Annotated in this window: 18 protein-coding genes; 8 read left to right on the forward strand and 10 right to left on the reverse strand. The window is 63.9% G+C overall.

Features of this window, described 5'->3' with window-relative positions; genetic code table 11:
- Positions 1-53: 53 nt before the first annotated feature.
- On the reverse strand, positions 54-1,757 hold the full coding sequence (locus ACD578_RS21405; protein ID WP_404288314.1) for a hypothetical protein: 1,704 nt from the start codon (positions 1,755-1,757) through the stop codon (positions 54-56).
- Positions 1,758-1,876: 119 nt separating this feature from the next.
- Between ACD578_RS21405 and ACD578_RS21410 the strand changes: the two genes are divergently transcribed.
- On the forward strand, positions 1,877-2,050 hold the full coding sequence (locus ACD578_RS21410) for a hypothetical protein (RefSeq protein ID WP_404294059.1): 174 nt from the start codon (positions 1,877-1,879) through the stop codon (positions 2,048-2,050).
- A gap of 319 nt (positions 2,051-2,369) precedes the next feature.
- Here ACD578_RS21410 and ACD578_RS21415 read toward each other — a convergent pair whose 3' ends face one another.
- Positions 2,370-3,605, reverse strand: coding sequence for a calcium-binding protein (locus ACD578_RS21415; protein ID WP_404288316.1), 1,236 nt, complete (start codon positions 3,603-3,605; stop codon positions 2,370-2,372).
- 8 nt (positions 3,606-3,613) lie between these two features.
- Positions 3,614-6,262 (reverse strand): cadherin domain-containing protein, encoded by a 2,649-nt coding sequence (locus ACD578_RS21420; protein WP_404288318.1) that lies wholly within the window; start codon positions 6,260-6,262, stop codon positions 3,614-3,616.
- Positions 6,263-6,700: 438 nt separating this feature from the next.
- Here ACD578_RS21420 and ACD578_RS21425 point away from each other — a divergent pair, with 438 nt between their 5' ends.
- Both ACD578_RS21425 and ppa read left to right on the forward strand, forming a co-directional pair.
- Positions 6,701-7,207, forward strand: coding sequence for a GNAT family N-acetyltransferase (locus ACD578_RS21425; RefSeq protein ID WP_404293977.1), 507 nt, complete (start codon positions 6,701-6,703; stop codon positions 7,205-7,207).
- Between the two features lie 238 nt (positions 7,208-7,445).
- On the forward strand, positions 7,446-7,973 hold the full coding sequence (gene ppa, locus ACD578_RS21430) for an inorganic diphosphatase (protein WP_152709767.1): 528 nt from the start codon (positions 7,446-7,448) through the stop codon (positions 7,971-7,973).
- A gap of 101 nt (positions 7,974-8,074) precedes the next feature.
- Here ppa and ACD578_RS21435 read toward each other — a convergent pair whose 3' ends face one another.
- From ACD578_RS21435 to ACD578_RS21445, 3 genes are all read right to left on the reverse strand, one after another.
- A complete protein-coding gene (locus tag ACD578_RS21435) occupies positions 8,075-8,512 on the reverse strand; it encodes a M10 family metallopeptidase C-terminal domain-containing protein (protein ID WP_404293980.1) in 438 nt (145 codons plus the stop codon).
- Positions 8,416-10,059 carry a hypothetical protein gene (locus ACD578_RS21440; protein ID WP_404288320.1) on the reverse strand — a complete coding sequence of 548 codons (1,644 nt, stop codon included), beginning with the start codon at positions 10,057-10,059 and terminating at the stop codon, positions 8,416-8,418. The genes ACD578_RS21435 and ACD578_RS21440 overlap by 97 nt, the downstream gene beginning before the upstream one ends.
- A gap of 186 nt (positions 10,060-10,245) precedes the next feature.
- Positions 10,246-11,010 (reverse strand): cation transporter, encoded by a 765-nt coding sequence (locus tag ACD578_RS21445; protein WP_404288322.1) that lies wholly within the window; start codon positions 11,008-11,010, stop codon positions 10,246-10,248.
- 68 nt (positions 11,011-11,078) lie between these two features.
- On the opposite strand from ACD578_RS21445, the gene ACD578_RS21450 reads away from it, so the two are divergent.
- The gene (locus ACD578_RS21450) at positions 11,079-11,510 is read left to right on the forward strand and encodes a helix-turn-helix domain-containing protein (protein ID WP_404288324.1); all 432 of its coding nucleotides are present in this window, start codon (positions 11,079-11,081) and stop codon (positions 11,508-11,510) included.
- A gap of 153 nt (positions 11,511-11,663) precedes the next feature.
- Here the strand turns inward: ACD578_RS21450 and ACD578_RS21455 are convergent, their stop codons facing one another.
- Positions 11,664-12,926 (reverse strand): ubiquinone biosynthesis hydroxylase, encoded by a 1,263-nt coding sequence (locus ACD578_RS21455; protein ID WP_404288326.1) that lies wholly within the window; start codon positions 12,924-12,926, stop codon positions 11,664-11,666.
- A 124-nt stretch (positions 12,927-13,050) separates the two neighbouring features.
- Between ACD578_RS21455 and tesB the strand changes: the two genes are divergently transcribed.
- The 3 genes from tesB to ACD578_RS21470 all read left to right on the forward strand — a co-directional run bounded on the left by tesB (position 13,051) and on the right by ACD578_RS21470 (position 15,839).
- A complete protein-coding gene (gene tesB / locus ACD578_RS21460) occupies positions 13,051-13,911 on the forward strand; it encodes an acyl-CoA thioesterase II (RefSeq protein WP_404288328.1) in 861 nt (286 codons plus the stop codon).
- Positions 13,912-14,119: 208 nt separating this feature from the next.
- The gene (locus tag ACD578_RS21465; protein WP_009490630.1) at positions 14,120-14,458 is read left to right on the forward strand and encodes a P-II family nitrogen regulator; all 339 of its coding nucleotides are present in this window, start codon (positions 14,120-14,122) and stop codon (positions 14,456-14,458) included.
- A gap of 37 nt (positions 14,459-14,495) precedes the next feature.
- Positions 14,496-15,839 (forward strand): ammonium transporter, encoded by a 1,344-nt coding sequence (locus ACD578_RS21470; RefSeq protein ID WP_404288330.1) that lies wholly within the window; start codon positions 14,496-14,498, stop codon positions 15,837-15,839.
- A gap of 347 nt (positions 15,840-16,186) precedes the next feature.
- Here the strand turns inward: ACD578_RS21470 and ACD578_RS21475 are convergent, their stop codons facing one another.
- The 3 genes from ACD578_RS21475 to ACD578_RS21485 all read right to left on the reverse strand — a co-directional run bounded on the left by ACD578_RS21475 (position 16,187) and on the right by ACD578_RS21485 (position 18,258).
- Positions 16,187-16,789, reverse strand: coding sequence for an SCO family protein (locus ACD578_RS21475; RefSeq protein WP_404288332.1), 603 nt, complete (start codon positions 16,787-16,789; stop codon positions 16,187-16,189).
- Positions 16,790-16,897: 108 nt separating this feature from the next.
- A complete protein-coding gene (locus ACD578_RS21480) occupies positions 16,898-17,836 on the reverse strand; it encodes a DUF1775 domain-containing protein (RefSeq protein WP_404288334.1) in 939 nt (312 codons plus the stop codon).
- Positions 17,837-17,877: 41 nt separating this feature from the next.
- On the reverse strand, positions 17,878-18,258 hold the full coding sequence (locus tag ACD578_RS21485) for a hypothetical protein (protein WP_404288336.1): 381 nt from the start codon (positions 18,256-18,258) through the stop codon (positions 17,878-17,880).
- A 134-nt stretch (positions 18,259-18,392) separates the two neighbouring features.
- Here ACD578_RS21485 and ACD578_RS21490 point away from each other — a divergent pair, with 134 nt between their 5' ends.
- The gene (locus ACD578_RS21490; protein WP_404288338.1) at positions 18,393-20,987 is read left to right on the forward strand and encodes a DNA translocase FtsK; all 2,595 of its coding nucleotides are present in this window, start codon (positions 18,393-18,395) and stop codon (positions 20,985-20,987) included.
- Positions 20,988-21,248: the final 261 nt, after the last annotated feature.

A 21,248-nucleotide genomic window follows, 5' to 3' on the forward strand; every position in this document is an offset into this window, starting at 1 on the left:
TCCGCCAAGCTGTTTGCGAGAGCGAGTCGGACCCTCGTCAGCGAGGGATGCCTTCATGCCTGCCAAGGCAGGCGTCGGAGGATTGCTGATCTAAACGTGTCAAAAGTTGATGGTGGACGGATACCTCCAGGGCAGAGACCTGACAGCTCTCCCGCGAGGATCACATGTGATACGGCACACCCTTCTACAGCATGGGAAAGTCGTCCATTCTGCGCAGCCTCTTCAACGACGGCTTTGGCCTTTTCCAGGTAGTCCCTCGGGAATAAACCTGTTTTGCGCATGTTGTCATAATGTGAGAGAAAGTCAGCTCGGAGCATGCAGAGTGCTTTTTGTCTGGTGAAATCTCCATTAGTCACTTGCTCCGGCTCTGCTGCGAAGACCCGTCCGCTCGTGCGAGCCGAACGGATTGCCTCGGAGGCGTCGAGCAGCTCAGAAAAATGACCCGTATCAAAGGATTTCTCAGGACTATCGAAAGGCATGGATGCAAGTTCCTGACTCGCATTGATGAGGATATCGGCCACGACCTGCCGGCGATCGAGTTGCTCAGGTGTGCAGAGGGAAGAGGCCTTTCTCAGAGCGGCGCTGGATAGAGGCGAAAGCAGGTTCGTATACTGCGGCGCACGGCCTCCGTGACAGCGATCCCGAAAGTGTCGGTAGTGCAGGACCATGGGGTCGACCGAAGCTTCAGGTCCCTGTTGCAAGAACCTGAGATCCTCAGCGATGTCGTTCTTCAGCGTCCTGAAGTGGGCCGCAGACGGAATATGGCTTCGACGGATCGCGAGAAATCGATCCAATCCGATGTCGGGATAGAAGCGCCGATGCCCCTCGCCGCCGGAGCCTCCGAACACGATTGAGGTTGGAGTCGGGCGGCTCTGCGGAAAGTAGATGGGCGCATAGACCCCGAGGCAGAGAGACTTCCATTTCTCATACGCCTCGGTCAGCCCGAGCAATGGAGGACCCCGCCGTTCTCCATCCCACTTCATGAAGCGCAGATGAAACCTGTCTGCAATCTGGCGTGCGACCGCAAAGTCGGTCGATTGACCTTCATTACTTGTGAAGTTGATCCGTTGAATCAAATCGTTCCCGATCAGCCGAGATGCCGCCAACATCAGCGCTAGAACGGTCCGCGAATCCTGTCCTCCCGTCAGTTCACTGCTCATGGTTAAATCTGATTGCAGCACCGTGGCCATACGGCCGACCCACAGTTTCAGGTAGTCGCGCAGGGCGTCGCCATAACGGCTATGGTCTTGCTCCATCTTGGTGACAACTGACGTTCGCCGCAAAGTCACGTTGCCACCCTGGAGGGACCGAGAGACAACGACTTCCATCGTGGAAGGAACCAGCCGGATCTCGCTCACGCTGGTTCGCAAAGATGTCAGTTGATTCCCGAATGCTCCCCTTATGAAGAAACTCGCAAGATGACTCTCGTTGATGGTTGTCGGCAGCCCTTTGCGAGCAGCGAAGCGCGCCGTTTCTATGAGTGAGTTGGAGAGGATCCAATGATCGGCGTGTTGGTAGAGGAACAACTTGCAATAGCCGCTGAAGTCGGTCCCTATGACGGCTTCCTGCTCCGAAGCATTGACGACGATGTATGAACCGTCCTGACCGGCCTGGATTTCGGACTTTCTGGCAGATCGGTACTTCTCATACCCTCCATTACCCAAAATGAGGTCTTCGTCCTGCCAGCAGATTCCGTGCAGATGATGCTGTGGCAGAACATCGTAGCTAGAGATCAAGAAAAAATGTGGGACCGTCATTTGGTTCTGCGCGGGTTCCGGAGCTGTTGGTCATTCGGCTATTTATAAGATTGCAAATAGCTGTTCAATAATCAGCCATTACCCTGTAGTTTTCTGCGCCCGACAGGCTTGGCTGTAACGTGAACCTCGCCGGCGAGCTGAAGCCGCGCCAGCGCATGGAGATGGAGGTCACCTCCGCCGACGTTTCGGTGAAGCGCGTGCTGGTGCATTGCCGCATCGATACGCTGGAGGAGGTCGAGTACTTCCGCAACGGCGGCATCCTGCATTACGTCCTGCGCCAGCTCGCGGCGTAAGAACGGCAAGCCTCCCGAAACGAACGAGCCCGCCCCTGCGAAGGGGCGGGCTTTTCTTTAGGGCGTCTTCCGATGGGCCTCGGGCCTGATCGATGAAGCGCTGCCCTTGCTCCGAGAGGCGGGGCCTTCACCTTCTTCGTCATCACCGGCCTTGTGGGTGCCCGGTCGAACCTTCCCGTCATGGCCGGCCTCGTGCCGGCCATCCCGATCCTGTGAGGCTCGGCGCTTCACTTCATCGGGATCACCGGCACAAGGCCGGTGATGACACAGGAGGGGGATTTCCAGCTTCTCAGGATGGGTTCGCGGCGAACTCCTTCGTTCAGACGAAGAGGAAGTCCTTGTAGGTGAGCGCTGTGCCCTCGCCCTTCTGAAGCTTCACGGTGCCGATTTCCAGCATGGCTTTCGAGCCGGAACCGTCCGCGTCCCAGTACAGCTTGACCTCGGTCGGCTTGACCTTCTTGGCGATGAAGAAGTCGTCCCGGTCGAGCGCCTTGTCGCCGACGCGGAAGAAGCTGCTCTTCATCTTGTAGGCATGGTCGAGCCCCGCCCCTTTCCCCTTCAGGTACTTGGCGATCGTCCTGTTGCCGAACGCGGCGTCGTCGAGGAAGATCGAGTCGTATTTCGGCCCGAAATCGACGACCGTGTCCTTGTTCTTGGCGGCCACGCTCCTGCTGGTGAGCTTGGTGTCGAAGACGAACGCGTCCCGGCTCGCCGAGCCTTTCGTGCCGTAGAGCTTGTCCAGCCCTGCGCCGCCCGCGAGCGTGTCGTTGCCGGCCTCGCCTTTGAGCGTGTCGTTACCCACCCCGCCGAACAGGCGGTCGTTGCCGAGATTGCCGAGCAGGACATCGTTCTTCACGCCGCCGTGGAACACGTCATTGCGCGCCGTGCCACCCGTGAATTCCGGATCGATGTTGCCGACGTCGATGGTGAAGGCCTGACTCGTGACACCACCCCGGCCGTCCGACGCCTGCACGGCAATCGTGTGCGAGCGCGCCTGCTCGAAGTCGAGGCGGAAGCCGTCGGCGACCAGGATCCGGTTGCCGGAGAGCATGAAGCGGCCGCCGGCATCGTCGAGGAGCGCATAGGACAGGACATCGTTGTTGGCATCATAGGCCGACAGGGTGCCGACCTCGCGCCCGGTGATGGCGTATTCGTCGGCCATGTGCCCGGACAAGGTCACCCCGGTCGGCGCCTGGTTCGGCGGGGTCTCGTCCAGATCGGCGACGGCGATCGTGAAGGCCTGCGTGGCGCTGGTCCCGCCCGCCTTGCCGTCATCGGCCTTCAGGTAGACCGTCACGTATTTCTGACCGGCCGGCAGAGCCTCGTAGTCGATCCCGGCCTTCAGCTTGAGAAGCTTGTTGCCGGTACCCGAATTGTCGATCTCGAACAGGCTGTTGGCATGGCCCGCGACGCTGTCGTCGAAGCTCCAGGTCAGGTTGGCGTCGTTGTCCCGGTCCGACGCCGACAAGGTTCCGGTGAACAGGGCGTTCTCGTTGATCGAGACCTGCGTGGCGTCATTGAGGCGCAGGGTCGACGGCGCATGGTTGCCGTTCACCACGTCCTTCACTGTGATGGTGAAGGTCTGGTAGGTCGAAAGGAGTCTGCGCCACCGTTCTTGTCCGTGACCTTCAGCGCCACCTGGAAGGTCTGGTCTCCGTTTCTGTCCTGAAACGCCTTCGCGACGGTCAGCTTGCCGGTGGTTGGGTCGACTGCGAACAGACCGTCCGCATCGGCTGCATTGCCCTGCTGATCCTTCAGCTCGAAAACCAGACCGGCTTGACCGTCCTCGGGATCGTGGGCCGAGAAGGTGCCGACCTCGGCCCCTGGACCCTTGTCCTCATTGACGCTGGCGCCGGACAGATTGTCGATCACCGGAGCCTTGTTGACGGTTCCGGGCGTGAGGGCTTCGGTGACATCGTTGAACTTTACCCACTCGATATTCGTGAGCCTGTCGTTGCCGTCGAGACCTGTGACCGTGAAGGTGCCGTCGGGGTTGGCAGTGATGGTGTAGGCGCTGCGCAGGCCGGAGAACACGGCGGTATCGCTGTCGCTGCCGCCATCGAGCACGTCGTCGCCAGCGTCGCCGTTCAGCATGTCGTCGCCGTCGCCGCCGAACAGCCGGTCGCCGCCGCCCTTGCCGATGAGGGTGTCGCTGCCGCCCGCGCCATGCAGCTCGGCTCCGGTGCCGCCGCCCCGGTCGATGCTGATCAGCGTATCGACCTGGTTGGTGCCCTGCACGCTCTCGATGTCGGTCAGGGTGTCGCCGGCCGCCCCGCCGCCGTTGTGGTGGGTGGTGAGGTCGACGGTCACCCCTTGGTCGGTGACGTTGATATAGGTGACGAGGTCCCAGTCGCCGCCGCCGTTGAGCTCGTCGCTGCCGACGCCGCCGCCCTCCAGAATGTCGTTACCAGCCTCACCGAAGAGCCGGTCGCCGCCGCCCTTGCCGATGAGGGTGTCGTTGCCGCCAGCGCCGTGCAGCTCGGCCCCGGAGCCGCGGCCCCGGTCGATGCTGACGAGGGTGTCGTCCTGGTTGGTGCCCTGCACGCTCTCGATATCGATCAGCGTGTCGCCGGCCGCCCCGGCGCCGCCCTGCTTCGTCGTAAGATCGACCGTTACCCCTTGGCCGGTGACGTTGATGTAGGTGACTTGATCCCAGCCCCCGACGCCGCCGTCCAGGATGTCGCCGCCGGCGCCGCCCTCCAGGTAGTCATCACCGGCTTCGCCATAAAGCCTGTCACCGCCGCCCTTGCCGATGAGGGTGTCGTTACCGCCTGCGCCATGCAGTTCCGACCCGCTTCCATCCTGGCCGTCGCCGGAGACGCTGGTGAGAATATCGCGCTGATTGGTGCCCTGGACGCTTTCGATGCCGATCAGAACGTCGCCCGCCGCGGCGCCGCCATACGAATTGGTGGAGAGATCGATGATCACACCGCCCTGGGCGTCCGGCGTGTCGATATAGATCGCGAGATCCCAGCCGGCGCCGCCATCGAGCGTGTCGCCGCCGGCGCCGCCGTTCAGGTTGTCGTTCCCGTCCCACCCGAACAGCTTATCGTTGCCGCCGGCGCCGCGGAGGTGGTCGCCGCTGAACTTCGTTCCGGCATATTGCTCTCCTAAAGTGCCGCCCGTCCAATCGACGGCACCCTGCCGGGGATCGTAGATCTGAGCTTTGATTTGACCGTTCGCGACCCACTCGACCTGGAATCGCCCATCTGCCAGGCTGGACACTTTCTGACTGTCGTAATTTTTGCCGGCCGCGGATACAATGAAGTTGCTCTCGACCGTTCCATCCGGATCGACGACCTTGGTGCAAAGGCCCTCGGTTTTGCCATATGCGATGACGAACTTCCCGTCGGATGTTCCGCTGAGCTCAAATCTCGGCCGTCCTGCACCCGAATCGATCGCGAATACCCCGCCCGCGGGTTGCCCGGATGCCGCAAAAATCTGGCCGACGATCCCGTCGGCCAGTGAATTCCACACGATGGCAAACTGACCGGTGCTCAAGGCAACGACTTTGGCAGACGCTCCATTATTCATCTCGAAGGGCGCAATCGTCGAGAAGCCTCGCGTCGGCGAACCATTGAAGCGAAGATCGAAGCCTATCGAATAATCCCAAGAACTTCCGTTCCAGTGGGCATGCGCTAGCAGAGTAACGGATTGTCCAACCGAGAGGCTCTCCGCATCTTGCAGATAATAGCGATCATCCGTGCCTGGCTTGTAGATGAGGGATTCGGTTTGGTTTCCTTGAGCGTCGATTAAAAGCTGATTTACTCCATAAAGACCGTCCGGCATTTGACTGGCATACGAAATGGCGAGGCCGCCATTAGGAGTGGCTACGACGTTTTCGAACGGGTCGCTGGCGGTTTTCTGAATGGCCGTCTCTCCGAGAGAGATGCCTTCGGGCGTAAAGCGATGCCAAACGAGATTGTAGGCATTGGTGGGATTCTTCTGATGGTAGACGATGGCGAAGTCGCCGTTGCTCATAACAACCGCTTCGGGGATGCCCGGATCGCCTTCACGCTGGTTCACCTTGAAGGCGGGCTTGGCCACGCTGCCATCGGCATTCAAGATCATGGCCTGGACGGAGACGGCATCCGTCACGGTCCTCCAGGTCACCAGGATTCGCCCGTCCTGCAACTGCTTTGCGGATTTCATGGCCGTGTTAGAACCGCCTGGTAGGTTCAGGACTGGACCCCAAGTTTCCGGCTGAGCCATGATCGTCTCCTCTTTCATCGGTTCGACTGTGCTTTAGCCATCGTCCCGTGAACGGTCGGTGCGCTGGAACACAAGCGGTATAACGTTTCGACTCGAGTGACTATGTATCGACCTTCACCAGTTTTTCAACCCTCCATTTCGTTAGGGAAATTGGCACGGGGAAGCCCAGGGATCGCTCGAACCGGGCCGGCATGGGCGTCGCGAATACGTCCACGATGGCCCTGTCGCTCTGCTCTGGTCGGCCTAAAGTACACCGACAGGAGAACAAGATTGCGGATGACGTGCCTCTCCTTGCGTCCTTTTGCCCGCCCCAGCCAGCCGGCCAATCCTTTATAATGCCAGGCTTCCGCGACCGGAGGGCGCGGCGCCGTTAATGGCCCGTTAACCCCGTTGGGCGGACACTTCATCCTGACTTTCCTCTCGCCCGCCTTCGTGTCCATGAGCGACCTTCTCGTCAGTATCCGTCACGCCAAGCCCGGTGACGCCCCGGCCCTCTCGCGGGTCTTCGATGCGGCCTGGCGGGAGGCTTATCTCGGCATCATTCCCGGCGTGACCCTGGAAAAGATGTTCTCCCGGCGCAGCCCGCGCTGGTGGCGCTCCACCGTGTCGCGCGGACGCCCGCTCGTGGTGCTCGACATCGGCCAGGGCGCCGTCGGCTACGCTTCCTACGGCCGCTGCCGCGACCGGTCGCTGCCGGCGAACGGCGAGATCGACGAGCTCTACCTGCTGCCGGAATACCAGGGCATCGGCTTCGGGCGGCGCCTGTTCAACGCGGTGCGCAACGACCTCAAGGCCCGGGAGATGGACAGGATCGTCGTCTGGGCGCTTGCCGACAACGAGCGCGCCTGCGCGTTCTACGAGAGCATGGGCGGGCGGACGATCGCCCGGGTCGAGGAGCGCATCGGCGGAACGCCGCTCGCCAAGGTCGCCTTTCTCTTCCGCTGACGTCCGAAACGGCCTTCATTCGGTCGAAAGCCCGAAAAATCAGGCTCTCGGTCCTTGTTGCCGGAGCTTCGTCCGGCTAGTGAAGCGTCCAAGCTTCAGGAGCGGCCACTCGGTCATCGGGCCTAAGCCGCTCTCAAGTCTCGCTTTTGCCGCATTTTCACCGGTGTGAAGGCGCCCCTGCATGGCAGGACGGCTCACCCGAGACAATGCTTCAAGCCTCGTTCCGGAGAACAGCTCTATGCGCCTTGACGCGATCAAGATTGGAAAGAACCCGCCGGACGACGTCAACGTCGTGATCGAAGTGCCGCTCGGCGGCGAGCCCATCAAGTACGAGATGGACAAGGAATCCGGCGCGCTCTTCGTCGACCGCTTCCTCTACACCTCGATGCGGTATCCGGGCAATTACGGCTTCATTCCCCATACGTTGTCGGGCGACGGCGACCCCTGCGACGTGCTGGTGGCCAACACCCGCGCCATCGCGCCGGGCGCCGTCATCAACGTGCGCCCTGTCGGCGTTCTCGTGATGGAGGACGACGGCGGCCAGGACGAGAAGATCATCGCGGTTCCGTCGAGCAAGCTGACCCAGCGCTACGACCGGGTCTCGACCTATACGGATCTGCCCGAGATCACCATCAAGCAGATCGAGCACTTCTTCGAGCACTACAAGGACCTCGAGCCCGGCAAATGGGCCAAGATCATCCGCTGGGGCGACGCCGAAGAGGCCCGCCGCCTGATCGTCGAGGCGATCGAGCGGGCGAAGAAGTAAGATCGCCCTAGGAAAAGGAGTGATCGACTGTTGCGCCGATCACCGAAGCATACGGCCCGGCTCTCCTCTGAGCCGGGCCTTTCTGTTGAGCCCGACGAGCATCAGAAGATGAAGAAGTCCTTGTGGGTGATCGGGAGCTTCTGCGAGATGTTGGCGAACTGGATCGCCTTTGCAGGGCCTGATCCGTCCGGGTCGTAGAAGAGCGCGCCGGCGCTCTTGAGGTACAGGATTCGATCGTCCTTGTCCTTGAAGTGATCGCCGACGACGAAGGCCTTGCTCGACAAGGTGCCTCTGGAGATTTTGGAGAAGATCGTTTTCGACAAATGAATGGTGTCATCCTTCGGAACGAAATCCTGGACGTAGTCGAGGTTGGATTTCACGCTCAGCTTCTTGTCGAACACGAAGACATCCTTCTCCGTCCCGCCGACGAGGGTGTCGTTTCCTAATCCTCCGTTGAGCGTATCGGCGCCGATCTCACCGAAGAGCTTATCGTTGCCTCCCAGGCCGAATAGCCGATCGTTGCCCGATTCTCCCGACAGCTGGTCGACCTTCGCCGTGCCATAACGGATAAGGGGGTCGTCTCGACCACGTTGAACAGATAGATGGTGAAGGCTTTGGTGAGGGTGCCGCCATAGGGGTCTTTCGCCGTGACGGAGATCGTGTGCTGAGTGGCCTTCTCGTAATCGAATGCCTTCACCAGAATGATCTTCGTGCCGGTGCTGTCCAAACCGAACAGGCCATCCGGATTCGACGCGAGGCCAAAGGCCAGGGCATCGCCGTCCGCGTCGCTTCCGGAGAGAGTCGCGACGGTGGCTCCAACCGTCAGGCCCTCCGACACGAAGGTGTTCGACAGGAAGACGTTGGATGGATTGCTGTTGGCAAGAGCGATGGTCTGATCGGAGAATTTCACCAGCCGGACATCTTCCAACCTGTCGGTGCCATCCCTTTGGGCTCCTTGAGCATCGGCAATGGTGACGGTGCCATCGGGATTGTGCGTGATCGTGTAATCGGCCCTCGCGCCGGAAAATACCGCGGTATCCTGGCCGGCGCCGCCATCGAGCGCGTCATTGCCCTTGCCGCCCTGGAGCGTGTCGTTGCCCCCGTTGCCCGCCAGCCGGTTGTCAGCGTCATTGCCGGTGAATTTATCGCTACCGAAGCCGCCTTCGAGATTGGCGATCTCGACGAGGGTGTCGGAGCCGAAGCCGCCGGTGTCCTGAGCGCCTGTCTTCGAGAGATCAACCGTGGCTGCCGAGAAGCCGCTGTAGCGGGCCGTATTGGTTCCGCCTCCGCCCTCGAGCCGGTCGCTGCCCAGCCCGCCATCGAGAATGTCATCGCCACCTCCGCCACGGAGCGTGTTGTTGCCCGTGCTGCCGATGATCGTGTCGCTATGCGCGCTCCCAGTGACGTTCTCGATATCGACGAGGGTGTCGAAGCCCTGCCCGCCGCCGATGAACTGCAACGTGGTCCTGCTGAGGTCGACACTGACGCCGCTGGTCGAGTCCGAATAGTCCACCGTGTCGTCGCCGCCGCCGCCGTCGAGGACGTCCTCGCCTTCTCCGCCGGAGAAGATCTCGGCTCCATTCCCGCCATAGGCGGTGTCGTTGCCGGTTCCGAGCTTGATCGCACCGCCGGTCGCCTGGCCGAGAATGCCGTCGTAGAAGTCATTCCCGTCCTTCAGGTCCAGGAGAACCGCATTGGCTGCACTTGAGGTGGTTTGCAGGGTCCCGGTATTGATGATCCGCTCGGCTCCGACATTGCCTTCGATCACGAGAGCCGCGGCCTTGAGCGTGCCGGCATTGTTGACTGTATGGATCCCGCCTGCGGCGAAGCGGATCGCGGCCCCGGCGGCCGTCTGGGACTCGATGGTGCCCTCGTTGGTGACGACGCTCGACGTGCCGAGGAGGTGCAGGCCGTCGATCTGGCTGATCACCGCCCTGGTCTTCCGAACGAGGATGTGACCGGTATTGGTGGCCTTGATCGCCGTCGCGTTGCTCGTGACATCGAGGTCGATCACGACCAAGTCGAAAGCAGTCAGGTCGCCGGCGGCCGGAAGAGGATTGGAGGAATCAAAGATCGTGCTGGGCATGAAACATCCGGAATATCTGATCAGCTAAAGATGCCTCCTTTATATATTATTACATAACGGAAAGAAACAGCTCGACACCGCGCCTGTCCGAGCAGCCCACATCCGTCCCGCGATCCGACGGAAATGGACAGCTCGCCCCTCTCTGAGAGGAAAATGACCGGACACCCGCCCGGCCTTTTCGATGGGTCACTCGGCAGGAACAGCGGCGCCTGACCCGGCGCTGCGATACTCGGCCCAGGCCTGTCGCAGGATCTGCACCGCCGAGGACAGGAACAGGCCGGCCATGATGCCGGCCACAATGAGGTCGGGCCAGGCGCTCGTGCTCCACCAGACCGCAACGGCCGCCACCATGACCACGACATTCCCGATGGCATCGTTGCGCGAGCACAGCCAGACCGAGCGGACATTGGCGTCCCCGTCCTTGTAGCGCATCAGCAGGAGCACGCTCGATACATTGGCTGCGAGCGCCAGGATCCCGACTCCGCCCATGATCTCCGCCCGCGGCAGGCCGAGGATCAGCACGTGATAGAGCGTGGAGCCCAGCACCCAGGCGCCCATGAGCGACAGGCTCAATCCCTTGAACAGGGCGGCGGTCGCGCGGGTGCGCAGGGATGCGCCGATCACCGCGAGGCTGAGGCCATAGGTGACGGTATCGCCGAGAAAATCGAGCGCATCGGCCTGCAAGGCCTGCGAGCGCGCGAGATGGCCGGCCACGATCTCGGTGACGAACAGGGCGGCATTGATCGCGATCACGGTCCAGAGCACGCGCTTGTAGCGGGGATCGACGCCGTCGAAGATCGGCACGCCGCCGTGGCAGCCGCAGGTTTCCTCCGCATGCTCGGGGCCCTTCGCGGGATGGGTCGAAAGCTCGTGACCATGGTGGTCCTTGTGAGCATGGTGCTCATGGGAGGCGCAGCACGCCCCGTGCTGGTGGCCGCGGGACTCGCTCATCCGGTTCTCCTTTTCATGTGGCGGACAGGACCGTACAATCTCTAGCGACTAGAGGTTCAAGAGGAAAAATGAAGGGTCTGTCCATCGGGGAACTGTCACGCCGGGTCGACGTGAAAGTCCCCACCATCCGCTATTACGAGCAGATCGGCCTCCTCCCGGTCCCGCCGCGCACGGAAGGCCGCCAGCGGCGCTACGGAGCGGAGGACGTGTCCCGCCTCAGCTTCATCCGCCATGCGCGGGAGCTCGGCTTCGACGTGGAAGCCATCCGCGAGCTCATGAGCCTGAGTGCCAAACCGGAGCAGCCCTGCGAGCCGGCCGATCGAATCGTCATCCGGCATCTGGAGAGCGTCGAGCGCCGCATCGCCCAGCTGACGCTTCTCCGCTCGGAGCTGCGGCACATGCTGGCCGATTGCCGGCACGGGCAGGTGGGCGAATGCCGGATCATCCAGGTGCTGGCCGATCACGAGCAGTGCCGGCACGAGCATGGCAAGGTGAGCTAAAAGGCCGTACAACGCCGCAGCCCTCATCCTGAGGAGCCTGCGGAGCGACTGTCTCGAAGGAGGGTCCAGAGAGCACTGGAGACGCCCTCGTCCTTCGACACGGCCTGGTGGCCTCCTCAGGATGAGGGCACTTCGGAGTTTCGAAAGTTGCTTTTACAGCCCCTCGCCCCGCAACAGCTTCGGTTGTCGCTCGCGGATCCCCGCCGCCTCGCGGATGAAGAAGCGCTTCAGGCCCGGCATCCGGTCGACGAGACCCAGTCCCAGGTCGCGGATCAGGCGCACGGGCAGGACGTCGTTCGAGAACAGGCGATTGAGGCCGTCCGTCATGACGCCCATCGTGGTGATGTCGGTGCGGCGCGCCCGTTCGTACTGATCGAGCACGTCGGCCGCACCCGGATCCATGCCGAGGCGCATGGCATCGGTGATGATCTCGGCCAAGGCCGCCGCATCGTGCAGGCCGAGATTGAGGCCCTGGCCCGCGATGGGGTGGATCACGTGGGCGGCATCGCCGAGAAGCGCCAGCCGCTCGCTCACGAAGGAGCGCGCCACGCCGAAGGACAGCGGAAAAGCCTGCGGCTTGGTTTCGAAGGTGAGTTTTCCGAGCTGCAGCCCGAAGCGGCGCTCGAGTTCGACGAGCAGGTCCTCGGGATGCGATTCCAGCAGGGCGGGCACGTTCTCGCTGCGCTCGGTCCAGACGATGGAGGAGTGGTGCTTGAGGCTGCCGTCGGCCTGGGACTCGGGCTTGAGCGGCAGGATTGCGAACGGACCGGAGGGCAGGAAATGCTCGATGGCCTTGCCCTCGTGATCGCGCTCATGGGCGATGGTCGCGACGATCCCGGACTGCCGGTAGGGCCACGCGATCCAGCCGATCCCCGCCTGCTCGCGCAGGCGCGAGCGAGCGCCGTCGGCAGCGACCAACAGGGAGCCCTGCAGGCTGTCGCCATTCGCCAGAGAGATGTCCGTCCGCGCCCCATGAACGGCGAAACCCGCCACGCCCTCGGAGCGCAGATCGACCCCGGCCTCGCGGCAGGCCTCCAGCAGGGCGGCGGTCAAATCGCCCGCCGTGATCATGTGCGCAAACGGCTCGTTCCCGTCCACGTCGCCTCCGAAGGTGAGGAAGGTCGGCCGCACCGGGTCCTGCAGGCGGCTGTCGGTGATCACCATGTCGAGGATCGGCTGGGCCTTGTCCGCGACCTGAGCCCAGATTTCGAGCGCCTCCAGCATCCGGCGCGCCGCTGCGGCAATGGCATAGGAGCGCTTGTCGCCATGGGGATCGCGCCTGAGGGCCGGATCGCACATGACCACGTCGATCCCATCGGCAAGCGCCTTTTTGAGCGCCAGCGACAGGGACAGTCCGGCGAGCCCCCCGCCTGCGATGACGATGCGCGGTCGCTCCAGGGCCGTTGCTGCGCTCATCGCTCCATCTCCATGCTTTCAACGTTATAGGTGGGTGTCAGCGATCCATTGACCAGCGTCAAGCTTGACCTTCTCGAAGCGCTCGCCGATGGATGGCTGTTGCCGATCGAAGGACCTTGAATCCATGTCCCGTGCCGTCACCGATCTTCTCTCCATTCTCGACCTCGAACAGCTCGAGGTGAATCTGTTCCGGGGGCAGAGCCCGAAGAGCGGTTGGCAGCGCGTGTTCGGCGGGCAGGTGATCGGCCAGGCGCTGGTCGCCGCGACCCGGACGGTCGACGGACGCCCGCCCCACTCGCTCCATTGCTATTTCATGCTCCCGGGCGATCCCAAGATCCCGATCATCTACGAGGTGGAACGCATCCGCGACGGCAAGAGCTTCAGCACGCGCCGGGTCTTGGCAATCCAGCACGGGCAGGCGATCTTCGCCATGTCGGCCTCGTTCCATCGCGAGGAGGAGGGCTTCGAGCATCAGGCCGAAATGCCGAAGGTGCCGGGTCCCGACGAACTCCCGAGCGAGGAGGACGTGAAAGGCCGGCTCCTGCTTCAGATGCCCGAGCCCATGCGCACCTATTACGAGCGCGAGCGCCCGCTCGAAATCCGCCCGGTAGAAATCAAGCGCTACACCTCCCGCGATCCGGGCGAGCCGCGTTTCCATGTCTGGATCAAGACCCTCGGCCGCCTGCCGGACGATCCTGCGATCCACCAATGCGTCCTCGCCTATGCGTCCGACATGACGCTCCTCGACACCTCCCTCTTCCCCCACGGCCGGACGGTGTTCGATCCGTCGATCCAGCCCGCGAGCCTGGATCACGCCATGTGGTTCCACCGCCCATTCCGGGCCGACGAATGGCTGCTTTATGCCCAGGACACACCGAGCGCCGGCGGCGCCCGCGGCTTCTCGCGCGGGCTCATTTTTAAGCAGGACGGGACCCTGGTGGCGTCCGTTGCTCAGGAAGGGCTCATCCGCGAGCGCCGCTCCTGATATTTTCTGCCTAAAATTTAATCAATAAGCCTGTTTTATAGCCCAGCTTCGGCTGCCTATGAAAGAGGCAGAGGCCCTTTGCCTATAACGGGCATAGCTTGGCATGCTTCTTGCGTAAATGCCCCCGACACCCGTCCATGAGGCCGGGTTCACGTTGGAAACCGCCGCCTGAGTGATCGGGCGGACGTCTCAAAAGGGGGCCTAACCCATGAAAATCGTGATGGCGGTCATCAAGCCGTTCAAGCTGGAAGAGGTGCGCGACGCGCTCACCGCTCTCGGTGTGCACGGCCTCACCGTGACTGAGGTGAAGGGATACGGACGGCAGAAGGGTCATACCGAGATCTATCGCGGCGCCGAATATGCCGTGAGCTTCCTGCCGAAGCTGAAGATCGAAGTGGCGGTGGCGAGCGAACTGGTGAACCAGGTGATCGATGCGATCACGGCGGCCGCGCGCACCGGCCAGATCGGCGACGGCAAGATCTTCGTCACCTCGCTCGAAAGGGCGGTTCGCATCCGCACGGGCGAGACCGACATCGACGCCCTTTGATTTTCCATTCATTCGATCATTCCGGAGTTTGAATCCGATGAAGTTCCGTCCACTCCTCCTGCCGGCGCTCGGTGCGCTGGGATTAGGCCTCGCGGCCCTCAACCCTGCTCTGGCGCAAGACGCCGCCGCCGCCGCTCCCACCGTCAACAAGGGTGACACCACCTGGATGCTCGTCTCGACGATCCTCGTGATCCTCATGACGATCCCGGGCCTGGCCCTGTTCTATGGCGGCCTCGTGCGCACCAAGAACATGCTCTCCGTGCTCATGCAGGTCTTCGCGGTATTCAGCCTGGTGGCCATCCTGTGGGTGTTCTACGGCTACTCGCTTGCCTTCACGTCCGGCGGCGAGGGCATCGGCGCCTTCATCGGGGGCTTTTCCAAGGCCTTTCTCGCCGGCGTGACCACCGATTCCACCGCCGACACCTTCACCAAGGGCGTGGCAATCCCGGAATTCACCTTCATCGCCTTCCAGCTCACCTTTGCGGCCATCACCCCGGCCCTGATCGTCGGCGCCTTCGCCGAGCGCATCAAGTTCTCAGCCGTGATGCTATTCACGGGTCTGTGGCTGACCTTCGTCTATCTGCCCATCGCCCACATGGTGTGGTTCTCGGAAGGCTATCTCTTCACCATGGGCGCTCTCGACTTCGCGGGCGGAACGGTGGTTCACATCAACTCCGGCGTGGCCGGCCTCGTCGGCGCCCTGCTCATCGGCAAGCGCATCGGCTATGGCCGCGACCTGCTCGCCCCGCATTCGCTGACGCTCACCTTCGTCGGCGCCTGCCTTCTGTGGGTCGGCTGGTTCGGCTTCAACGCCGGCTCCAATCTCGAAGCCACGGGCGGTGCTGCTCTCGCGCTCATCAACACCATCCTGGCCCCGGCGGCAGCCGGCCTCGCCTGGATGACCGTGGAAGCCATGAGCAAGGGCAAGGCCTCGCTGCTGGGCATCGCCTCGGGCGCGGTCGCGGGCCTCGTGGCGATCACGCCGGCCGCCGGTCTCTCCGGCCCGATGGGCTCGATCGTGCTCGGCCTCGTGGCCGGCGCGGTGTGCTACTTCGCCGTGACCGGCGTGAAGAACGCGCTCGGCTATGACGATGCCCTCGACGTCTTCGGCATCCACGGCGTCGGCGGCATCATCGGCGCCATCGGCACGGGCATCGTGGCGGCTCCGTCGCTCGGCGGCTACGGCGTCGGCGAGTACAGCATCGGCGGCCAGGTGGTGACCCAGATCATCGCCGTGGCGATCACCCTGGTCTGGACCGGTATCGGCTCCGTGGTGCTCTACAAGATCACCGACCTGATCGTCGGGCTGCGCGTCACGCAGGACCAGGAGCGCGAAGGCCTCGACCTCGCGGACCACGGCGAGCGCGCCTACAACTACTAAGCTGAACCCTGCAGCGCCCGAGGGAGCATCGAGACCCCACCTCGGGCGCTGCGGCAACGAAGCCTTCCAGAGGCTCACACAGAAAAGCCCCGGACAAAGAGGCCGGGGCTTTTCTTGTTCTTCCAGTGTCATTCCCGGAAGGACGCAAAGCGGAGGGGGAGGGAATCCATAGCGCTGCGCCTGATCATGGATCCCCTTCCCGGTCCTATGGACCGCCGGGGACGACACTCTTCCGTCATGGCCGGGCTCGTCCCGGCCATCTCGATTTGTCTAAAGCGCAGCGCTTTTCCGATCGGGGTCACCGGCACAAGGCCGGTGATGACGAAGATATTTTGTGAAGACCGGCCTCACCCGTTCTTCACGAGCTGCCGCAGCTTGGAGCGCCGGGTCTCCTCCGGCTCCTGGAAGTTGGACGTGCCGTAGAACTCGCCCTTGCTGTCCATCAGGAACAGGGTGGCGGAATGGTCCATGGTGTAGTCCTGGCCCTCCGTCGGGACCTTGCGGTAATAGATCTTGTAGGCGCGCGCAGCGGCGGCAATCTCGTCCTCCGTTCCCGACAGACCGACGATGCGCGGATCGAAGGAGGAGAGATAGGTCTTCATCAGCTCCGGCGTGTCGCGCGCCGGGTCGACCGTGATGAAGGCCGCCTGCAGCCTGTCGGCATCCCGGCCCAGAGCCGCCATGTCCTGCGTAAGGTCATAGAGGGTGGTCGGGCAGACCTCCGGGCAGTGGGTGAAGCCGAAGAAGACCACGAAGGGCTTGCCCTTCAGGTTCTCCTCCGTGAACGGCTTGCCCTCGTGACTCGTGAGCCGGAACGGGCCGCCGACCGGCACTTTGCCGGCGCTCTGCTGCTGCCCGGACGGGAACAGGAGCAGGCCTGCCGTCACCACCAGCACCAGGAGGCCGGCGGTGAAGACGAGGAGCGGCACGACGAGGCGTCTGAAATTCATGGTCGATCTCCCGCGCTGGAGCATCTTTCGGTGAAGTGGATCCGGTTCGCCGCCAAAAAATGCGGCAAACCGAAGATGAGAGCTGATTCCATGGCCATGGAACGAACTCTAGTGCTTGTGCTCTGCGGGCGCGCCGCCGCCCATCCCGCGCACCGCGTACTCCACCTCGACGGAACCCGCCTTTTCGAAGACGAGCGTTCCTTTGACCGTCTGGCCTTCCTTGAGCGGTTCCTTCAGGTCCATGAACATGAGATGGAACCCGCCCGGCTTCAATTCGACCGTGGCGCCCGGCTTGATCTCGAGCCCGCCCTCGACCGGCTTCATGCGCATGACGTCTCCGTCGAGACGCATCTCATGCAGCTCGACCTTGGAGGCAAGCGGAAACGAGCCGCCGATCAGGCGGTCGGGCGTCGCGCCCGTGTTGGCGATGCTCACGTAACCGCCCCCGACCTTGGCGCCGCCCGGTGTCGCCCGCGACCAGGGCTGCTCGAGGGTGAGCGCTCCGACTTTCACGGTCGACGTCGTGGCGGCGGCGCCGGCGATCCGCACGCCGGGGGCGGGCGATTTCAGGCTGTGGGGGTCCTCGCCCGCGGCCGGGACCTGGGTCCATTCCTCGGTCGCGCCGTCGCATTCCTGCACCACGGGGAAATAGACCGTCGCGCCCGGCTGATAGGCGTCGGTGAAGCGGGCCTGGAACACGAACTCGTCGTAATGGGCATCGTCGAGGGAGCCCGTCCAGACGATGTCCGTCACGCCCTCGGAGACCGCCTCGCCATTGACCTGGTAGGCCTTCACATAGGAGCCCTTGGTGATCTCCAGCTTCCAGCCGGCCTTCGGCATGGGTTTGACGGCAACGATGCCCTCCGGGATGCGGACCCGCACCTTGAGGGTCGGCTTGCCGTCGCAGCCATGCGGGATGCGCAACGCGGCCTTGTAGGTGGAATTCGGCGCCGCCTGCCCGTTCTCGAAGGAGACATGGGCGAAGACGGGCGAGGAAATCATGAGGGCGGCAGCGGTCAGCGCGCCGCCGAAGCGTGACGAAGTCATGGAAAGTGTCCTTGCAGAATCGGGGAATCGGCGAGTGATGATCAGCCGAGGCGCGGTGGCGCGCGCGATCCCAGAGGCAGGACGTCGGAGGTGAGGCGCAGATGCGGCGGATCGACGATCCGATCGCCCGATCCTGCGGTGGGCGCAATCCGATCCGGAACGGCCGCGATCGGAGCAGGGCCCGCCGCGCCCGAGCCGTGACAGCTCAGGGTGCAGCAGAGGTTCTCGTGGGCCTTCTTCGGCCCGTGGTCCGGCGCGGAGGAACCGTCCTGGAGACAGATGATCCCCTGCGCGTCGGCCGCCGCCGCGGCATGGAACGCGCCGCCGACGGAGAGAAGCAGGGCCTGCAGGACGAACGCATAGGCCATCACCGCCACGATGGCGGCGCGCGTCCAACCGGTCCGGGGCCCTTTGCGTGTCATGGGCCGGACACTGGTCTTTCGCAGGCGCAACGTCAACAGCGCAAAAAGGCCGTTACGGTTAAAGGACCCTTAACCCGGCTTCGCTAGCATCTTAGCAACATTGTCCCGTCCTATTGGTTTTTTAGAGTGGTTTGATGCGTACGGCCCGCCGTTCTTCTTCCGCCTATGATGGCCTCTTCAGCACCTTCCGAGCCTTCCTGGCCCGCCGGGCGCAGGAGTTGACGGGCCTGTGCCTGATCGCCGTTTCAGGCGCGGTGGCGGTGGCGCTCGCCACCTGGTCGGTCGACGATCCGAGCCTCAACAACGCCACCGACCTTCCCGTCCGCAACCTTCTCGGCTGGCCCGGCGCCATCGTGGCCGACCTGCTGATGCAGCTCCTGGGGCTCGGCGCGATCGCCGCCGTGCTGCCGCTGGCGCTCTGGGGCTGGCGGCTCATGAAATCGGGCGATCTCGGCCGCCTGCAGCTGCGCTTTGCCCTCTGGGTCATCGGCGCGGGCGCCGCCACGGCGCTTGCCAGCGCCCTGCCCCCGACGCAGAGCTGGCCGCTGCCGACGGGCCTCGGCGGCGTGGTCGGCGATGCGATCCTTGCCGGGGCGAAGGCCGTGACGGGTCTCTCCAGCGGCTCGGCCAGCGCAGTCCTCGGCTTCCTGTTCGCGGGCGTTGCGATCTTCAGCCTCACGGCCGCCTGCGGTCTCGGCCCGGAGGAGGAGCGGCACCACGAGGAACTGGACGAGATCGAGGAACACCAGCCCGTCAGGCGGCGCAGGATCCAGGATTGGGACGAGGCGGAAGAGATCAGCCATGACGAACCCGGCTGGGGCATCGTCTCGCTGGGCGCCCTCGCCCACGGCGTCATGAGCCTGCGCGCCACAGCCCGGCGCTGGAAGGAAGGCCGCCGCGCCGCCCTCGACGAAGATTACTATGAGGATGCGCCCGCCCAGGTGAAGCGCCCTGCCCGCCAGCCCGGCCTGCGACGCGAGCCCGTTCTCGACGGCGCCCCTCTCCGCCCGCGGCCCGCGCCGGCTTCCGTGCCGATGCACGACGAGGACGAGGCCGGCTGGGACGAGGACGACGTTGCCCCGTCCGCACCCCGTGCGGCCGCCCGGCCCGAGCCGTTGCCGGCACGCGTCGGACCGGCGCATGCTGCGCCGAAGCCCGGCAAGCGCATGGGCCGCGAGGCCCAGCCTTCGCTGCTGGACGAAGAGAATTACCAGCTGCCGCAGCTCAACCTCCTGGCCGAGCCGAAGCGGCCGTCCGTCCCCACGATCTCGGCCGAGGCGCTGGAGCAGAACGCCGCCCTGCTCGAAGGGACGCTCGAGGATTTCGGCGTCCGGGGCGCCATCACCAAGGTCAATCCCGGTCCGGTTGTGACGCTGTATGAGCTTGAGCCTGCGCCTGGGACGAAGTCGTCGCGGGTGATCTCGTTGGCCGACGACATCGCGCGCTCGATGAGCGCGGTCTCGGCCCGCGTGGCGGTGGTGCAGGGCCGCAATGCCATCGGCATCGAGCTGCCCAACCACAAGCGCGAGACCGTGTTCCTGCGCGAGCTCCTCGCCTCCCAGGACTTCGAGACCTCGAAGCAGAAGCTGGCGCTCTGTCTCGGCAAGACCATCGGCGGCGAGCCGGTGATCGCCGACCTCGCCCGCATGCCGCACCTCTTGGTCGCCGGCACCACCGGGTCGGGCAAGTCGGTGGCGATCAACACCATGATCCTGTCCCTGGTCTACCGGCTCTCGCCGGCCGAGTGCCGCCTGATCATGGTCGACCCGAAGATGCTCGAGCTCTCGGTCTACGACGGCATTCCCCATCTGCTCACCCCCGTGGTCACCGACCCGAAGAAGGCGGTCGTCGCCCTCAAATGGGCGGTGCGCGAGATGGAGGACCGCTACCGCAAGATGTCGAAGCTCGGGGTGCGCAACATCGACGGCTTCAACGCCCGCGTGGTCGAGGCCAAGGCCAGAGGCGAGACCATCACCCGCACGGTGCAGACCGGCTTTGCCCGCGAGACCGGCGAGGCGATCTACGAGGACGAGGTGATGGATCTCGATCCGTTGCCCTACATCGTGGTGATCGTCGACGAGATGGCCGACCTGATGATGGTGGCCGGCAAGGAGATCGAGGGCGCGATCCAGCGCCTGGCCCAGATGGCGCGGGCTGCCGGCATCCACGTGATCCTGGCCACCCAGCGCCCGTCGGTGGATGTGATCACCGGCACGATCAAGGCGAACTTCCCGACCCGGATCTCGTTCCAGGTCACCTCGAAGATCGACAGCCGCACGATCCTGGGCGAGATGGGCGCCGAGCAGCTCTTAGGCCAGGGCGACATGCTGTACATGGCCGGCGGCGGCCGGATCACGCGCGTACACGGGCCGTTCTGCTCGGACGAGGAGGTCGAGAAGGTGGTGGCGCATCTCAAGCGCCAGGGCCGGCCGCAGTACCTGGACGCGGTGACGGCCGACGAGGACGAGGGCGGTGGTGCACCTGACACAGCCGTGTTCGACCAGGGCGAGTTCGGCTCCCCCAGTGGTGACCTGTACGATCAGGCGGTGGCGGTGGTGCTGCGCGACAAGAAGGCGTCGACGAGCTACATCCAGCGCCGGCTGCAGATCGGCTACAACCGCGCCGCCTCGCTCATGGAGCGCATGGAGCACGAGGGCATCGTCGGCCCCGCAAACCACGCCGGGAAACGCGAGATTCTGCTTGAAACTCCGGGGACGGGAGACGATTAAGGCTCCGCCGGAACCTTGGCCGCTGCCCTGCGTCATCAGTGACCGCTGCTTGGCCATCGCACATGGCCCAGGATGGTTCCGAAGGAGATCGAATCGGATGCGTCCCGTCCCTCTTGCCAGCCTGGTGACGGCGCTCTTCGCGGGTGCCCTGCCGGCCATGGCACAGACGCTTCCGATCGAAATGATCCTGCCCCCCGCCCGGCCGGCTGCGACTCAGGGCTTCAGCCCGTCGCCCCCTCATCTGCCGACAGCTTCCTTCCA

The organism is Microvirga sp. RSM25 (assembly GCF_044784385.1).
Lineage (GTDB): Bacteria > Pseudomonadota > Alphaproteobacteria > Rhizobiales > Beijerinckiaceae > Microvirga > Microvirga tunisiensis.

Bases quoted from the DNA above. Each gene is read 5' to 3' on its own strand.
- ACD578_RS21405 (WP_404288314.1), bottom strand. From the start codon at position 1,757: ATGACGGTCCCACATTTTTTCTTGATCTCTAGCTACGATGTTCTGCCA.
- ACD578_RS21420 (WP_404288318.1), bottom strand. From the start codon at position 6,262: ATGGCTCAGCCGGAAACTTGGGGTCCAGTCCTGAACCTACCAGGCGGT.
- ACD578_RS21425 (WP_404293977.1), top strand. From the start codon at position 6,701: ATGAGCGACCTTCTCGTCAGTATCCGTCACGCCAAGCCCGGTGACGCC.
- ppa (WP_152709767.1), top strand. From the start codon at position 7,446: ATGCGCCTTGACGCGATCAAGATTGGAAAGAACCCGCCGGACGACGTC.
- ACD578_RS21440 (WP_404288320.1), bottom strand. From the start codon at position 10,059: ATGCCCAGCACGATCTTTGATTCCTCCAATCCTCTTCCGGCCGCCGGC.
- ACD578_RS21445 (WP_404288322.1), bottom strand. From the start codon at position 11,010: ATGAGCGAGTCCCGCGGCCACCAGCACGGGGCGTGCTGCGCCTCCCAT.
- ACD578_RS21450 (WP_404288324.1), top strand. From the start codon at position 11,079: ATGAAGGGTCTGTCCATCGGGGAACTGTCACGCCGGGTCGACGTGAAA.
- ACD578_RS21455 (WP_404288326.1), bottom strand. From the start codon at position 12,926: ATGAGCGCAGCAACGGCCCTGGAGCGACCGCGCATCGTCATCGCAGGC.
- tesB (WP_404288328.1), top strand. From the start codon at position 13,051: ATGTCCCGTGCCGTCACCGATCTTCTCTCCATTCTCGACCTCGAACAG.
- ACD578_RS21465 (WP_009490630.1), top strand. From the start codon at position 14,120: ATGAAAATCGTGATGGCGGTCATCAAGCCGTTCAAGCTGGAAGAGGTG.
- ACD578_RS21470 (WP_404288330.1), top strand. From the start codon at position 14,496: ATGAAGTTCCGTCCACTCCTCCTGCCGGCGCTCGGTGCGCTGGGATTA.
- ACD578_RS21475 (WP_404288332.1), bottom strand. From the start codon at position 16,789: ATGAATTTCAGACGCCTCGTCGTGCCGCTCCTCGTCTTCACCGCCGGC.
- ACD578_RS21480 (WP_404288334.1), bottom strand. From the start codon at position 17,836: ATGACTTCGTCACGCTTCGGCGGCGCGCTGACCGCTGCCGCCCTCATG.
- ACD578_RS21485 (WP_404288336.1), bottom strand. From the start codon at position 18,258: ATGACACGCAAAGGGCCCCGGACCGGTTGGACGCGCGCCGCCATCGTG.
- ACD578_RS21490 (WP_404288338.1), top strand. From the start codon at position 18,393: ATGCGTACGGCCCGCCGTTCTTCTTCCGCCTATGATGGCCTCTTCAGC.